At 62.0% G+C, this 13,729-nt stretch carries 16 protein-coding genes; 12 read left to right on the top strand and 4 right to left on the bottom strand.

Annotation, left to right across the window (positions count from 1 at the left end):
- The first annotated feature begins 319 nt into the window (after nt 1–319).
- From EDC35_RS07135 to EDC35_RS07115, 5 genes are all read left to right on the top strand, one after another.
- Nucleotides 320–2,011 carry an NAD-dependent malic enzyme gene (locus EDC35_RS07135; RefSeq protein WP_132976553.1) on the top strand — a complete coding sequence of 564 codons (1,692 nt, stop codon included), beginning with the start codon at nt 320–322 and terminating at the stop codon, nt 2,009–2,011.
- A 106-nt stretch (nt 2,012–2,117) separates the two neighbouring features.
- Nucleotides 2,118–2,354, top strand: a complete 237-nt coding sequence (gene rpmB, locus EDC35_RS07130) for a 50S ribosomal protein L28 (RefSeq protein WP_132976552.1) — start codon at nt 2,118–2,120, stop codon at nt 2,352–2,354.
- 15 nt (nt 2,355–2,369) lie between these two features.
- The gene (gene rpmG / locus EDC35_RS07125) at nt 2,370–2,537 is read left to right on the top strand and encodes a 50S ribosomal protein L33 (protein ID WP_132976551.1); all 168 of its coding nucleotides are present in this window, start codon (nt 2,370–2,372) and stop codon (nt 2,535–2,537) included.
- Between the two features lie 332 nt (nt 2,538–2,869).
- Entirely contained in the window at nt 2,870–3,478 is a 609-nt protein-coding gene (locus EDC35_RS07120) for a polysaccharide biosynthesis/export family protein (RefSeq protein WP_132976550.1), read from the top strand.
- Between the two features lie 41 nt (nt 3,479–3,519).
- Nucleotides 3,520–4,716: a porin family protein gene (locus tag EDC35_RS07115; RefSeq protein WP_132976549.1), complete on the top strand. Its 1,197-nt coding sequence runs from the start codon at nt 3,520–3,522 to the stop codon at nt 4,714–4,716.
- A 15-nt stretch (nt 4,717–4,731) separates the two neighbouring features.
- On the opposite strand, the gene EDC35_RS07110 is transcribed toward EDC35_RS07115, so the two are convergent.
- Nucleotides 4,732–6,084, bottom strand: coding sequence for a Do family serine endopeptidase (locus tag EDC35_RS07110; RefSeq protein ID WP_132976548.1), 1,353 nt, complete (start codon nt 6,082–6,084; stop codon nt 4,732–4,734).
- Nucleotides 6,085–6,224: 140 nt separating this feature from the next.
- Here EDC35_RS07110 and EDC35_RS07105 point away from each other — a divergent pair, with 140 nt between their 5' ends.
- From EDC35_RS07105 to EDC35_RS07095, 3 genes are all read left to right on the top strand, one after another.
- On the top strand, nt 6,225–6,935 hold the full coding sequence (locus tag EDC35_RS07105; RefSeq protein ID WP_132976547.1) for a ComF family protein: 711 nt from the start codon (nt 6,225–6,227) through the stop codon (nt 6,933–6,935).
- Between the two features lie 264 nt (nt 6,936–7,199).
- Nucleotides 7,200–7,766, top strand: coding sequence for an acetate uptake transporter (locus EDC35_RS07100; protein ID WP_132976546.1), 567 nt, complete (start codon nt 7,200–7,202; stop codon nt 7,764–7,766).
- Between the two features lie 64 nt (nt 7,767–7,830).
- A complete protein-coding gene (locus EDC35_RS07095; protein WP_132976545.1) occupies nt 7,831–8,391 on the top strand; it encodes a cache domain-containing protein in 561 nt (186 codons plus the stop codon).
- 52 nt (nt 8,392–8,443) lie between these two features.
- On the opposite strand, the gene EDC35_RS07090 is transcribed toward EDC35_RS07095, so the two are convergent.
- Both EDC35_RS07090 and EDC35_RS07085 read right to left on the bottom strand, forming a co-directional pair.
- Nucleotides 8,444–9,331, bottom strand: coding sequence for a carbon-nitrogen hydrolase family protein (locus tag EDC35_RS07090; protein ID WP_132976544.1), 888 nt, complete (start codon nt 9,329–9,331; stop codon nt 8,444–8,446).
- Nucleotides 9,321–9,932, bottom strand: coding sequence for a GNAT family N-acetyltransferase (locus EDC35_RS07085; protein WP_132976543.1), 612 nt, complete (start codon nt 9,930–9,932; stop codon nt 9,321–9,323). The genes EDC35_RS07090 and EDC35_RS07085 overlap by 11 nt, the downstream gene beginning before the upstream one ends.
- 196 nt (nt 9,933–10,128) lie before the next feature.
- Here EDC35_RS07085 and EDC35_RS07080 point away from each other — a divergent pair, with 196 nt between their 5' ends.
- On the top strand, nt 10,129–10,335 hold the full coding sequence (locus EDC35_RS07080) for a YjfB family protein (RefSeq protein ID WP_132976542.1): 207 nt from the start codon (nt 10,129–10,131) through the stop codon (nt 10,333–10,335).
- Between the two features lie 99 nt (nt 10,336–10,434).
- Here EDC35_RS07080 and EDC35_RS07075 read toward each other — a convergent pair whose 3' ends face one another.
- A complete protein-coding gene (locus tag EDC35_RS07075; protein WP_132976541.1) occupies nt 10,435–11,340 on the bottom strand; it encodes a LysR family transcriptional regulator in 906 nt (301 codons plus the stop codon).
- 112 nt (nt 11,341–11,452) lie between these two features.
- On the opposite strand from EDC35_RS07075, the gene EDC35_RS07070 reads away from it, so the two are divergent.
- The 3 genes from EDC35_RS07070 to EDC35_RS07060 all read left to right on the top strand — a co-directional run bounded on the left by EDC35_RS07070 (nt 11,453) and on the right by EDC35_RS07060 (nt 13,638).
- Complete coding sequence (locus EDC35_RS07070; RefSeq protein WP_132976540.1) at nt 11,453–12,055, top strand: FMN-dependent NADH-azoreductase; 603 nt, start codon at nt 11,453–11,455, stop codon at nt 12,053–12,055.
- Nucleotides 12,056–12,064: 9 nt separating this feature from the next.
- Entirely contained in the window at nt 12,065–12,913 is an 849-nt protein-coding gene (locus EDC35_RS07065; protein ID WP_132976539.1) for a pirin family protein, read from the top strand.
- Nucleotides 12,914–12,975: 62 nt separating this feature from the next.
- Entirely contained in the window at nt 12,976–13,638 is a 663-nt protein-coding gene (locus EDC35_RS07060) for a thiopurine S-methyltransferase (protein ID WP_132976538.1), read from the top strand.
- Nucleotides 13,639–13,729: the final 91 nt, after the last annotated feature.

Below are 13,729 nucleotides of genomic sequence, written 5' to 3'. Positions count from 1 at the left end.
GATTCCTCATGGAACGGTGAAAGGATGCGGACAGCGCGGCCTGCGCCTGACGGCAGGTCCGAGCAACGAATGGGCGATGAGTCATGACGGGTGGCGGACGACCTTGAATGTCGAGTAGAAACCGGCGTATCAACTCTTTTTTTGTAGGGACAAAACGGTGTTAATTTAGCCGATCTGGCCGCAGCAAGTGTCAACAATTCGTAATAAAGCCGCGCGCCCTGCCAGATCGGCTGGCGGCCATCAACCGACATGGCGCCCCGGCAAAGCGGGAGTAGAATGGGCAACCCTGTTCATTCGCCAACCGCCGATAGACCTGACCATGTCCAGACCCTTCGAACACCATGTGACTGACTCCCCCGATGCGCCGGTACTCCCGGTGCGCAAGCGCGGGCTGGAGCTCGTCCACGATCCCCTGCTGAACAAGGGCACCGGTTTTCCCGACAGCGAGCGCGACGCGCTGGGTCTGCGCGGGCTGGTGCCGCCGCAAGTGGTCAGCATCGACGATCAGGCCAGCCGGATCATGGAGAATTTTCACCGCCAGTACAGCGATCTGGACCGCTACAGCTATCTGGAGACCCTGCACGACCGCAACGAAACGCTCTATTACCGGGTGCTGCTGTCGCACATCAACGAATTGACCCCAGTGATCTATACCCCGGTGGTCGGTCAGGCGTGCAGCCAGTTCGCGCATATCTACCAGCGTGCGCGCGGCATGTATTTCGGCGCCGCCGAGATCGCCCATTTCGACTCGATGGTCCACAACTGGCCCGAGGACGAGGTCGAGATCGTCGTCGTCACCGATGGCAGCCGCATCCTCGGGCTCGGCGACCTGGGCGCCAACGGGATGGGCATCCCCATTGGCAAGCTCTCGCTCTATGTGGTCGGCGCCGGTTTCCATCCGCCGCGCACCCTGCCGGTCATGCTCGATGTGGGGACGGGCAACCGCGCGCTGCGTGACGACCCGCTCTATCTCGGACGCCGCGCCGAACGTCTGACCGGCCCGGCTTATGATGAGGTCGTCGATGCCTTCGTCCGCGCCGTGCATGCCCGCTGGCCGCACGCGCTGATCCAGTTCGAGGATTTCTCCAACGACCAGGCATTCCGGCTGCTCGCCCGCTATCGCGATCAGGTGCTCTGCTTCAACGACGACATCCAGGGCACCGGGGCCGTCACCCTTGCCGGCATCCTCAGCGCACTGCGCATCACCGGACAGAAACTGGCCGAGCAGCGGGTGGTCTTTCTGGGCGCCGGATCGGCGGCGCGCGGCATTGCCGATACCATCGTCGCCGGCATGATGGCCGAAGGGGGCTTAAGCCTGGAGGCGGCGCGGCGTCAGATCTGGACCCTCGACTCGCAGGGTCTGGTGACGCTCGACCGTTTCGACAGCCTCTCCGAGCACAAACGCCCCTTTGCGCAGGATTCGGCACCGATTGCGGACCTGCTCGATGTCATCCGCACCATCAAGCCGACCGTGCTCATCGGTGTCTGCGGTCAGGCCGGCAGCTTCAGCGAGGCGGCGATCCGGGAGATGCACCGCCATTGCGAGCGCCCGATCGTCTTTCCGCTGTCGAACCCGACCAGCAAGGCCGAATGTACCGCCGACCAGGCCTATGCCTGGACCGACGGCGCCGCGCTCTTCGCCAGCGGCAGCCCCTTCGATCCCATCACGCGCGGCGGACGCCTGCTGGTGCCGGGTCAGTGCAACAACATGTACATTTTCCCCGGCGTGGGTCAGGGCGCCATCAGTTGCCGCGCCGCGAAGGTCACGGACTCCATGTTCTATGCCGCCGCCTGCACCCTCGCGAGTCTGGTCGGCGAAGACAGCCTGTCCGTCGGTCGTCTCTATCCCGACCTCACCCTGATCCGCGAGATTTCAGTACAGATCGCGGTCGCCGTCTGCGAGATCGCCTTCGCCGAAGGTCTCGCCGGCATCAAGCGTCCGAATGATCTGGAGTCCTTCATCCGCGCCCGGATGTTCGAGCCACGTTATGTGCCCTATGAGGCGGTTTGATCTTACCGCCGAGATTTGCGGCACTTGCAGCGATTGAAATTCGCGTGCTAGAATTCCGCTTCTTTTATGCACTGAAACACCACGCCGACTTGCAGGGATCTCCGTCATGTCCAAGGTATGCCAGGTTACCGGTAAACACCCCCTCACCGGCAACAACGTCTCGCACGCAAACAACAAGACCAAACGCCGTTTTCTACCCAACCTTCATGAACACCGGTTCTGGGTCGAGGCGGAGAAACGCTTTGTCAAACTGCGGCTGTCTGCCAAAGGCATGCGCATCATCGACAAAAAAGGCATTGACTCCGTGCTTGGCGAAATCCGCGCACGCGGCGAAAAGGTCTAACCGGAGGGCTCATCCATGGCTAAGGCAGCACGCGAAAAGATCCGCCTGAATTCAAGCGCCGGCACCGGTCACTTCTACACCACGACCAAGAACAAGCGCAATCAGCCTGGCAAGATGGAGATCAAGAAATTTGATCCCGTCATTCGCCAGCACGTGATGTACAAGGAAGGCAAGATCAAATAATCCGATCCCTCAGGCCTGTCCGAAAAGCCCGCTGTAGCGGGCTTTTTTGTGCCTCTTTTCCCGGAATCCGCTATCGTTTTGGCCATCCGCCTTCGCGTTGACCGACCCATTCCCCGCATCAATCAGCACGCACCACACTGGAAAAACCCAGCGGTCGATGATCTAATGATTCACGTCACACACGCTTGGGGTGCATTGACGATCCGCACGAACCACGATTGAGAAATCGAAGGTTTGTTTCAAGCGTTTGACAATCCCCGTCGGCCAAGCAATTTTCCAATTCATTTCAAATATCTAGGTTTGGTTAATCCAGGACTCGAGGTAAGCGGCCCATGCAACCGAGTATTTCCCATGGTCGTTGCGGGCGACCCACTGTCGCTCAACGACTTGCAGTGCTTTTTTTGGTATTCTCAGTTGCAATACCTGCACTGGCGACGAACAGCTCAGATCTGATGCAGGGCTACACACTCCAACCGGGCGACATCGTGTCCGTTTCGGTGTGGCAGGAACCCGGTCTTGAACAATTGGTTTTAGTTCGACCGGATGGAGGGATCTCATTTCCCCTGGCGGGCGACCTGAAGGCAGGCGGATTGACGATTGACGATCTTTCAGGCGCCATCAAGCAAAGATTATCAAAATACATCCCGGATCCGGTTGTCACCGTCACCCTGCAGGAAATTCCGGGCAACCGGATCTACGTAACGGGTCGCGTGAATAAACCGGGAGATTTTCCCATCGTTTCGCGCGATGTCACCGTGATGCAGGCATTGGCCATGGCCGGCGGCCTGACCCCCTTTGCGGACGAAAAGAACATCAAGGTGCTGCGGAAAGAGAGCGGCGCTCAACGCTCCATCTCCTTCAATTATAAAAAAGTCATGCGTGGTGAGCTGCTTGAGCAGAACATCTCATTACAGGCGGGAGATGTCATCGTTGTACCCTGATACCGGGGACTGCCCTTTGCTGACTTGAGGCCCGACATCCGATGCCTGATCGCGCAGAATGTTTCCGTTGCGGACGAGCGAATGCTCTGTTGCTTGCGGTCGTGCTCATTCCGGCATGGGCTGGGGCAAGCCAGTGGTATATCGAACCCAGCGCCAGTCTCGGCGGATTCTATGACGATAATGTGCGTCTCTCCACCGACGACCCACAGAGTTCATCTGGCGCTCAGGCACAGGCTAAAATGGAAAGCGGGCGGCGCACCGAGGTGAGTGAGATCGGGATTGGCGCCAGGATCTCGGGGACTCGCTACGCCGACCTTTCCGAGTTCGATGAGACTGCCGGTTCGCTTGGATTGGTCAGTGCTTATCGACTGGATCGAAATCGCTTCGGACTCAATGCCAATGTGGATTATGACTCGACGTTGACGAGCGAGATCCAAACCACCGGATTCGTTCAGGTGAATAAACCCCGCATCAGTCTGGCGATCAATCCCTCTTGGAGCTATTCGCTCTCTCCCCGTGCGACACTTGACGCCCAAGTGAAATATCAGGATGTCTCCTATGAGGACGTTCAATTCATCCCGCTTTACGATTACACCTTCGCCACGGCAGCCTTGACCTCCGCTTACGCCTTGAGCGAGCGCACAACAGTGTCGGGGCGCCTCTCCTACGATCAGTATGACGCGCCCAAAGTCGATACCAGAAGCAATAGCGTCGGCCTTGAGGTCGGTTTGAATCATCTGCTGTCGGAAACTTGGACCTTCAGCTCTTTTGCCGGTATCCGCCACGCCAGTTCCGAAACACCCACCAACGGCGAGATCGATGAAACCGAAAATAATGGCCCGTTATTTCAGGTGAGCCTCAGCAAGCGGTTTGAGACGGGGAGTCTTTCGATGAGCGCCAGCCGCTCGCTTTTGCCGAGCAGTAATGGCACCCTGCTCGACACCACCGGGCTTGCGCTGGCCTTCAACCGTCAATTCTCATCGCTGTGGGCATTTCAGATTGACGTTCAGGGCTACCGCAATCGCAATCCAGGCGGCGAAATCTCGGAAAACGACCGGGATTACATTGCGCTGGAACCCCGTCTGGAGCGCCGCCTGAGCGATTCGTTGAGGCTTGGTCTCAGCTACCGTTATCGCTGGCAAACCTATGAAAGCCATGGTGACGCCGTTTCGAATGCCGTCTTTCTGACCCTGAATTACATCCTGCCGCGCGAGCCACTCGGACAATGGCTGCGTTAGTGCAGAACGCCGGTCTCAGCGTCGCGCCAGCAGAATCAGCTCATCGCCACGCTGGACGCGCAGACTGAACAGGGCATCGGATTTCCGCAGCACGTGCGCGATGTCGCGCACATCGCCGATGCGCTCGCCATTGACCTCCAGCAGACGATCGCCCTCGCGCAATCCCGCCTGCCACGCCGGGCTGTTGACCTCCACCGTGCCGACGGGGATGGCGGGAACTCCAGCGTAGCGATCCAGCTCACCGAACAGCGCCCCCGCCAGACTGGGCGAGAGACGCTCGCCACGGATGAAGTGGCGATAGGGATCGGCAATGGCGCCGGTCAGGCGGCGCGGCTTGCCGTCACGCAGAATACTGAGCTCCACCCGCGCCCCGACGCCAAGCAGTCCCAGACGATTGCGAACATCGGTCACGCCTTTGATCGGTTTGCCGTTGACAGCGAGGATGACATCACCCGCGCGCAGACCCGCCTCCGCAGCGGCTGATCCCGCTTCGATGCTCGTCACGAGTGCGCCCCCGCGTTCCTGCATACCGAGCGCAGCGGCGAGTTCACCCGTCAGATCCTGCACGCCGACACCGAACAGACCGCGCCGCACGACGCCATGCTCGACCAGTGGCTCCATGATCGAGCGCACCATGTTGGCCGGGATGGCGAAGCCGATCCCGATGTTGCCGCCGCCGGGGGCGAGGATGGCGGTATTCATGCCCACCAGCTCGCCGCGCAGATTGACCAGCGGGCCGCCGGAGTTGCCCGGATTGATGGAGGCATCGGTCTGGATGAAGTTTTCATAACCTTCGATACCCAGCCCGGAGCGACCCAGACCGCTCACGATGCCGGACGTAACGGTCTGACTGAGGCCGAAAGGGTTGCCGATGGCGACCACGAAGTCCCCGACCCTGAGCGCATCCGAATCGGCAAAATCCAGGGCCGTCAGTTTCTGCGCCGGGATACGCAGCACCGCCACGTCGGTATCCGGGTCGGTTCCCACCAGTTGGGCCTTCAGAGTGCGTCCGTCATGCAGGGTGACATCGATCTCGTCCGCCTTGGCGACGACATGATGATTGGTGAGCACCAGCCCGCGTCCCGCATCCACAATGATGCCTGTTCCCAGACTGTTGCTCCGGCGCTGCTGACGCTCCGGAGGAACATCGAAAAAATGACGGAAAAAGGGATCGCGCAACAGTGGGTGATCCGCACTGTCGATCCGGCTCACGGTGGAAATGTTCACCACGGCAGGCACCGCGCGCTCCAGCATCGGCGCCAGACTCGGCAAAGGCTGTCCATCGACCGCAATGGGCAGGCCTGCCCATGACAGTGTCGATGACAGCAGCAGGGAAATAAGCAGGGCAAAACCGCTGACACAATGCATGATACGCCTGACCAAATGGTTCATTGACATCCGGGGGTTGGAGAATAGTAAACCGCACCCGCCGCGATATGGGACTTTGTATCTGATTCGCCAACCCGGTTTCCAGTCGAGAACCTGGACGGACGAAGAGAAAAACCGCCATGCGTCAGGCAACGCATTTCGAGACACTCATTTCAGCCCTGTTCCCGCCCACCTGTGTGCTGTGCGGCGCGCCGGGGGTACGGGGTCGCGATCTCTGCGACGGCTGCGACCGGGATCTGCCGCGCAATCGAGACTTCTGCGCCCGCTGCGCCCTGCCGTTTGCGGGACCGGTTCCAGCCGGAACCCTGTGCGGTCGCTGTCAGAAACAGGCACCACCATTCGAGCACTGCATCGCGGTTTTTCGCTATGAAGCCGCCGTACCGATCCTGGTAATCGGCGCCAAATTTCAGGGTCGGTTGAATCAGGCGCGTCTGCTCGGCCAGTGTCTGGCCGAGACGATCCGTGAACGGCACCTGGCGCTACCGGAGGCGCTGGTCCCGGTCCCGCTGCATCCGCGCCGGCTGCGCGAGCGTGGCTACAATCAGGCGCTGGAAATCGCCCGTGTGCTGGGTCGGGAGCTGGCGCTGCCTGTCGCTGCGCACGGCTGCGCGCGGATCGCGGCGACACCACCCCAGAGCGGACTCACCGAACGCGAGCGTCGGCGCAATCTGCGCGGTGCCTTCGCCGTCACGGCGCCACTGCGCTGGCGGCATCTGGCGATCATCGACGATGTGATGACCACCGGCAGCACCGTGGCCGAACTGAGCCGGGTTCTGCTGCGTGCCGGTGCTGCACAGGTGGAGGTCTGGACAGTGGCACGGACGCCTTAAACCGCGCCCAGAGCGAAAAACATCCTTTCGTGGCACGTCAACTCGCTTTGCGTCACCACGGACGTTCGGCGGGGCGCGGTTTAAAGATTAAAAATGAATGATTTAAACCGCGTCGATGCCGACGTTCCAGAGGGATGCCAAACCGGCTGACCACTGAAAACAACGCATACCATGACGGACGCGGTTTAAATATGGAGTAACATTTGGCGCCCCGCCGTCGCGCCGGGGAAACCCTTATCTTCTGGCAACGCTCGGAAAGACATCATGACGGAACAAAAACTTGGCAACCCAGCGGTGGTCGGCCTGGCCGGCTTCGGTCTCACTACGATGGTGCTGCAATTCCATAATGTGGGCTGGATGCCCAGCATCGGCCCCGTGGTCTGGCTCGGGCTCATCTTCGGCGGTCTGGCACAGCTCATCGCCGGTATTCAGGAGCAGAAGACCGGCAACAACTTCGGTTACTGCGCCTTCACCTCCTACGGCGCCTTCTGGATTGCGCTGGCGCTGATGCTGATTGCCAACAAATATGACCTCTTCAAGGCCGGGACCGAGGATGTCGGTTATTTCCTGGTCGCCTGGACCCTGTTCACCGCGATCCTCTGGGTCGGTTCGCTGCGCATCCACGGCGCCATGGCGCTGACCTTCACCCTGCTGCTGGCCGGCTTCATTCTTCTGGATCTGGCACACTTCGGCTATCCGGGCATGACGGTCGTCGCCGGCTATGTGCTGATGGCCTGCGCCCTGACTGCCTGGTACATGATGGCCCGCATCATCCTGAACGAACTCTATGGGCGCGAACTGCTGCCGGCCGGCAAGCCCTGGGTGAGCTGACGGCTCCACCGCGCGCCGGTTCGACGCCCGCTTTCCGCACCATTCGCTTCAAGAGGATTCGACGATGAAAAACATGACCGTTGCTCTGACCGGACTGGTTCTGAGTCTGGGCGCTGCCGTCCCCGCCAGCACCTGGGCCGCCGACCCCGCCATCAACGCCACGCCCGAGGAAGTGGTGAGCAAGGTGCGCGAGGCCGTTCAGTATCTGAACGCCAAGGGTCTGGCGGGTTTCGCCGATTTCAATAACAACAAGGACGCCCGCTGGGTCTGGAAAGACAGCTATGTCTTCGTCTATAGCTGCCGCGAAGATGTGATGATCGCCCATCCACTGCGCCCGGATCTGGTCGGCAAACCCATCCTGCAGATGCGCGACGACAAGGACCACGCCCTTTTCCAGGATCTGTGCAAGGCCGGCGCCCAAAAAGATGGCGGCTGGGTCGAATACTGGTGGCCGAAACCGGGCGAGGCCAAGGCATCGCGCAAGATCTCCTATGCCCACAGCGCGGCGGTGTCGTTCAAGTCCGACATCCAGGTCGGCGCTGGCATCTATGACGACAAGCTGACTCCGGCCGAGTTGAGCAAAATCGCGGAGGACTCGGCCCAGCCGCAGAAAGCCGTGCCCTGATCGACCCATCGTCTCCGGGACCACCGGCAGGGTGCTGGCGGTCCCGAAACAATCAGAGCACGACCCGATCGATCTCCCGCACCACGACCGGGCGCTGCTCGCCCCAATCGCGGCGATTGAGCACCTGCCCACCCGTCTGCACCGCGCGCAGCCGATCCAAATCCAGCTCGGTCAGCGCCCAGCCGGTTTCGCCAGCACGCCCCAGCGCGATCACGCCGTCATCCGGCAGGCCATGATCCGGCGGACTGAAGACGCCGGCCAGACCGCGATTCACATCCACCGCTGGCGACCAGGATGCCTCGCCCACCGTTGGCGACTGCACGACATAACATTGCCCTTCCAGGGCGCGCGCCTGACAGGCGATGCGAACCCGATGATAACCCGGCCAGCCATCGGTGCAGCTCGGCACCAGCAGCAGATCCGCACCCGCCGCGACCAGCGCACGGGCTAGCAGCGGAAATTCGGCGTCATAGCAGATCAGAATCCCCAGACGACCGATTGCCGTCTCGAACAGGGTCAGCCCCTCGCCCCCCGCGATGCCCCATTGTTCACGCTCGAAGCGGGTCATGATCAGCTTGTCCTGCCAGCCGCAGCGACCGTCGGAACCAAAGAGCCAGACGCGGTTGCGGTAGACGCCATCGTTTGCGACCGGAAAGGAGCCGGCCAGCAGATAGACCTGATGGCGCTCGGCCAGCTCGCGATGGAGCGCCAGATATTCGGGCAGGAATGGCTGCATCCCCGCCAGGGTCGCCCGCAGATCGCTGCGCACCGCTTCGGGCAGCAGCGAGGCCAGCTCCAGACTGGCATACTCGGGGAAGACCAGCAGCGATGCCCCCGCAGTGGCCGCCTCGGCGACCAGCGCGGACACCTTGTTCCGCCATGCGGTCAGATCGGGCAGAGAATCGATGGGATACTGACAGGCAGCGATCTTAATTCGCATCGACACCGTCCAGACGCTTGAGCCAGAAGGTCATCGGCTTGGCGGTTGGCCGGGACTCCTCCAGATCCAGCCAGGTCAGCAGCGTGGTCAGCGACGGCTGTTTGACATAGCCGCGACGCATCCAGAAATCATCCAGCGGGACATGATCGGGCGGACGGCGCGGATGATCGGACGGACGGTCCACCGCGCAAAATGCCGTGTGAGTAAAGCGACCCAGTTCGCAGGCATAACCCTCGCGCTCCTGGAAGAAGCGCACGCCGACGCCCTGACCGCGATACGTCGGCAGCAGCACCGATTCGCCGAAATAGAAGATCCGCCCCGGATCGTCGCCGCGCGCGATGAAGGGCTGTTTGAATTCATCGGTCTCATCCGCCATCGGCACCCCGGTCGAGGCGCCCACGACCCGCTCGCCGTCGAAGGCCAGCACGAAGAGACTCTCAGGGGAGCGGCTGTAGGTCTCCAGATACCTTTGCTCGTAATCCATGTCGCCCTGATACAGATAGGGCCACTCGCGAAACACCCGGATCCGCAGATCGGCCACATCATGCAGATGGGGCGCGATGGCGCTGCCGGTGAAGCGGCGGAGGTGAACCTGACTCATAGCGAATCCTCATCGTGACAGCACTTGAATGGACAGGATTTTCCAGGCAGGCGACCGTATCCCGCAGTGCGGGTGAACGCGCGCACTGAGCAGGGTATTCATCCAGAAGTCGGGGCGACTGCCGTTAAACCGGGAGTGGCACGTCAGGCTGAACGGGCCAGGGTTCCCATTTCATCCAACACCGTGAGGTCATTCCATGGAAATTCCCAGTTCAACCGCCGGCCTGACCCAGCTTGCAACGAGTCTGAGTCAGAACAAACTGGAGGGGGCCGTGGGCGTGGCGGTCCTGAAAAAGGCCATCGATATCCAGGAGCAATCCGCGATGCAACTGATCCAAAGCCTGCCCAGCGCGACCCAGGGTCTGCCCGCCCATGTGGGCACAAAACTCAATGTCACCGCCTAAGGTCAGCGGTCTGTCCGGGCGGCGGATCAGGTCCGACTCATTTTGACCCGACACCCCCAAGGTGTCGGTTTTTTTATGCCCTCAGGACCGTCAGCACGATCAGACAGCCAGCCATGACTGACTCTCTGCTGCCAGCAGCCGCCCCAGCGCGCGGGTTGCGGGACCGGCGCCAACCGGATCGGCATAGACCAGATAGAGTGTCTCCGGGCGGATCGCGCCCTGTTCCAGCGGCAGCGGTCGCAGTTCGCCACTCTCCAGTTCCGCCTGGATATGAGGGCGCGGCATCCAGGCAAAGGCCAGACCCCGTTTGATGATGGCAATCGCCGTGAGCAGATGGGAGACGGTCCAGCGTTCGTCGGCGTCGAGCCAGCCGCTGTCGAGCTGACGAAAGCGCCCGGTGTCGCGGATGACGACCTGCCGGTGCGCGCGCAGATCCTCCAGGGTCAGGGTCCGTCCCAGCCGGTGCAGCGGATGGTCCGACCGGGCGACCGCGATGAAATCCACCCGCACCAGCGGATCGCCGAGAAAGCCCGGCGGCACCAGCCCCGTAATCGCCAGATCGGCCTGCTGCTGCAACAGGGCTTCGCCGGTTCCCGATAAGACCGTCTCCATCATCTGCACCCGCGTCTGCGGCGCCTGGGCGCTGAAGCGGGCGAGTGCGCCGAGCAGCGGATCGGGCGGCATCACGATCTCGACCGCCAGCCGCACCTCGGTCTCCCAACCCTGCGCCAGGGTTGCCGCCAACTGCTCCAGCCGTCTGGCCTCGTCGAGCATCAGCCGCGCCCGCTGCAACAGCACCGCTCCGGGATCGGTGAGCTGCGTCCGCCGACCCTGCGGCACCAGCACCGCCACCGGCAACTGCTCCTGCAAGCGCTTGAGACTGTAGCTGACCGCCGACTGACTACGACTGAGCGCCTCGGCGGCCCGCTCGAAGCCGCCATGATCGACCACGGCCTGCAAGGTCGCCCACTGTTCGAGTGTCGTGCGGGGAAGGTCGCTGGACATGACTGATTCGATTTATCGATGAGATAAGACTGAAATTAGCATCAATTCATCGCTAAACCAAGACTATGCTCTGTCTCAAGCTCAATCCTGATCATCGCTTGAGGAACCCACCATGACCCGTATCCTGCACATCGACAGCAGTCTTTTCTCCGGTAACGGCGTCTCCGCGACCCTGGCCGCCGATTTCATCGCCCGTCTGAGTGAACGCAATCCGCATCTGGTGGTCAATCACCGCGATCTGGGCCGTGACCCGATTCCGCATCTGGACGCCGCGCGGCTCACCGCCATCGGCACGCCCACCGCGCAACGCACGCCCGAGCAGAAGCGGATCGCCGACGAGGCCGATCGACTCATCGCCGAGCTTCAGGCGGCGGACATCCTGGTTCTGGGCGTACCCATGTACAACTTCGGCATCCCCAGCCCGCTCAAGGCGTGGTTCGATCATGTGGCGCGGGCGGGCGTCACCTTCCGCTATACCGAACAGGGGCCGCAGGGGCTGCTGGCGGGCAAGCGGGCGGTCATCTTCGCCAGCCGGGGCGGTCGCCATCATGGCCAGCCTACCGACACCCAGAGCCCCTATCTCACGACCATGCTTGGCTTTCTCGGTATCACTGAAATTGAATTCGTCTATGCCGAAGGGCTCAATCTGGGCGATGCCGCACGCCGCGAGTCGCTGGCGGCGGCCACCCAACACATTCAACGTCTCGCCGCTTAGGAGCAGACCATGCAACCCATGACCATCGAACAGATTCTGACCGCCTCGCCTGCGTCCGATGGGGGCGGCGTGAAGCTCTATCGCATCGTTGGCCCGAACGGGATGCGCGGCCTGGATCCCTTTCTGCTGCTCGACGAGTTCGGCTCGGACGCGGCGAGCGATTACATCGCCGGCTTCCCGCCTCATCCGCACCGTGGCTTCGAGACCGTGACCTACATGCTGGAAGGCCGGATGCTCCATGAGGATCATCTCGGTCATCAAGGGCTGCTGTCGTCGGGCGGTGTGCAGTGGATGACCGCCGGGCGCGGCGTGATTCACTCCGAAATGCCGCAGCAGGAATCCGGGCGGATGCACGGGCTTCAGCTCTGGATCAATCTGCCGGCGAAGGACAAGCTGAAAGATCCGGCCTACCGGCATCTCCCAGCCGAGATCATCCCCGTCGTGACCCGCCCGGACGGCGTCGAGGTAAAAGTGATCGCCGGCAGCTTCGCGGACGGCGCGAACAGCATCCAGGGTGCGGCGCAGGGGATCGCCACCGATCCGCTCTATCTGGATGTGCGGCTGCCAGCGCACGCCGGGCTGGAGGTGCCGGTGCCAGCGGGTCATCGCGCACTGGTCTATCTGATCGCGGGCGGGCTGCGGGTGGCCAACCGGATGATCGCACCACGTCAGATGGCGGTGCTGAGTCCGGGCGAAGTGATCCCGCTCCAGGCCGGCGCAGAGGGTGCGCGGGCGCTGGTGCTCGCCGCCCGCCCGCTGGGCGAGCCGGTGGCGCACTATGGCCCCTTCGTGATGAATACCCGCGCCGAGATCAAGCAGGCGATCGATGACTATGAGATGGGACGGCTGGCGGCCTGAGCGGCATCTGTCGGGACGATTTAACTGGATACTGAGACGGCTTTTCTGGAGAACGAGTGGCAATGACACCTGACTATTGGCTCGAACGCTGGCAGCGTGGCGAAACCGGCTGGCACCTGCCGGAGATCAATCTGCATCTGCGCGACTGGTGGCCCCGGCTCGATTTGCCGGCGGAGCGGCTGGTCTTTGTCCCGCTGTGCGGCAAGACGCTGGATCTGCTCTGGCTGGCGAGCCGGGGGCATCGCGTACTCGGTGTCGAGATCAGCCCGCTGGCGGTGGACGAATTCTTCGCCGAACAGGGGCTGACTACCGAGATAACCGACGAGCCGCCGTTTCGTCGTTATCGGCTCGACGAACTCACGCTGCTGTGCGGGGATTTTTTCGCGCTCACCCCGGATCATCTGCTGGAGGTCGGTGCGGTCTATGATCGCGCCTCGCTGATTGCGCTGCCGCCCGATCTGCGACCCCGTTACGCGCAGCACCTCAAGACCCTGATGCCGGACGCTGCCAGCGGACTGCTGATCACGCTGGATTACGATCAGAACCAGATGACCGGCCCGCCCTTTGCGGTCCATCGCGACGAGATCGAGCGTCTGTTTGGTGATCGTTATGCCATCCGCGAGCTGGCAACGCTCGACGTGCTTGATGACTCGCCGCGCTTTCGCCAGCGCGGGCTGACCGCGCTCACCGAGCAGGTGTGGCGGCTCGATCCGCGCGGCGGTTGATCGCACTGTTTTTAAACCGCCATCTCCGTTTTTTGAGTAAGATCGGCGATCAATCGCCATGCCTGGACTGAGGCGCGTGACGCTGTCCCGG

This window comes from Thiobaca trueperi (assembly GCF_004342175.1).
Classification (GTDB): Bacteria; Pseudomonadota; Gammaproteobacteria; order Chromatiales; family Chromatiaceae; genus Thiobaca; species Thiobaca trueperi.
Note: the sequence above shows the minus strand (reverse complement) of the source record. Positions and strands in the feature narration are given on the sequence as shown.

Bases quoted from the DNA above. Each gene is read 5' to 3' on its own strand.
- EDC35_RS07135 (WP_132976553.1), top strand. From the start codon at position 320: ATGTCCAGACCCTTCGAACACCATGTGACTGACTCCCCCGATGCGCCG.
- rpmB (WP_132976552.1), top strand. From the start codon at position 2,118: ATGTCCAAGGTATGCCAGGTTACCGGTAAACACCCCCTCACCGGCAAC.
- rpmG (WP_132976551.1), top strand. From the start codon at position 2,370: ATGGCTAAGGCAGCACGCGAAAAGATCCGCCTGAATTCAAGCGCCGGC.
- EDC35_RS07120 (WP_132976550.1), top strand. From the start codon at position 2,870: ATGCAACCGAGTATTTCCCATGGTCGTTGCGGGCGACCCACTGTCGCT.
- EDC35_RS07115 (WP_132976549.1), top strand. From the start codon at position 3,520: ATGCCTGATCGCGCAGAATGTTTCCGTTGCGGACGAGCGAATGCTCTG.
- EDC35_RS07110 (WP_132976548.1), bottom strand. From the start codon at position 6,084: ATGCATTGTGTCAGCGGTTTTGCCCTGCTTATTTCCCTGCTGCTGTCA.
- EDC35_RS07105 (WP_132976547.1), top strand. From the start codon at position 6,225: ATGCGTCAGGCAACGCATTTCGAGACACTCATTTCAGCCCTGTTCCCG.
- EDC35_RS07100 (WP_132976546.1), top strand. From the start codon at position 7,200: ATGACGGAACAAAAACTTGGCAACCCAGCGGTGGTCGGCCTGGCCGGC.
- EDC35_RS07095 (WP_132976545.1), top strand. From the start codon at position 7,831: ATGAAAAACATGACCGTTGCTCTGACCGGACTGGTTCTGAGTCTGGGC.
- EDC35_RS07090 (WP_132976544.1), bottom strand. From the start codon at position 9,331: ATGCGAATTAAGATCGCTGCCTGTCAGTATCCCATCGATTCTCTGCCC.
- EDC35_RS07085 (WP_132976543.1), bottom strand. From the start codon at position 9,932: ATGAGTCAGGTTCACCTCCGCCGCTTCACCGGCAGCGCCATCGCGCCC.
- EDC35_RS07080 (WP_132976542.1), top strand. From the start codon at position 10,129: ATGGAAATTCCCAGTTCAACCGCCGGCCTGACCCAGCTTGCAACGAGT.
- EDC35_RS07075 (WP_132976541.1), bottom strand. From the start codon at position 11,340: ATGTCCAGCGACCTTCCCCGCACGACACTCGAACAGTGGGCGACCTTG.
- EDC35_RS07070 (WP_132976540.1), top strand. From the start codon at position 11,453: ATGACCCGTATCCTGCACATCGACAGCAGTCTTTTCTCCGGTAACGGC.
- EDC35_RS07065 (WP_132976539.1), top strand. From the start codon at position 12,065: ATGCAACCCATGACCATCGAACAGATTCTGACCGCCTCGCCTGCGTCC.
- EDC35_RS07060 (WP_132976538.1), top strand. From the start codon at position 12,976: ATGACACCTGACTATTGGCTCGAACGCTGGCAGCGTGGCGAAACCGGC.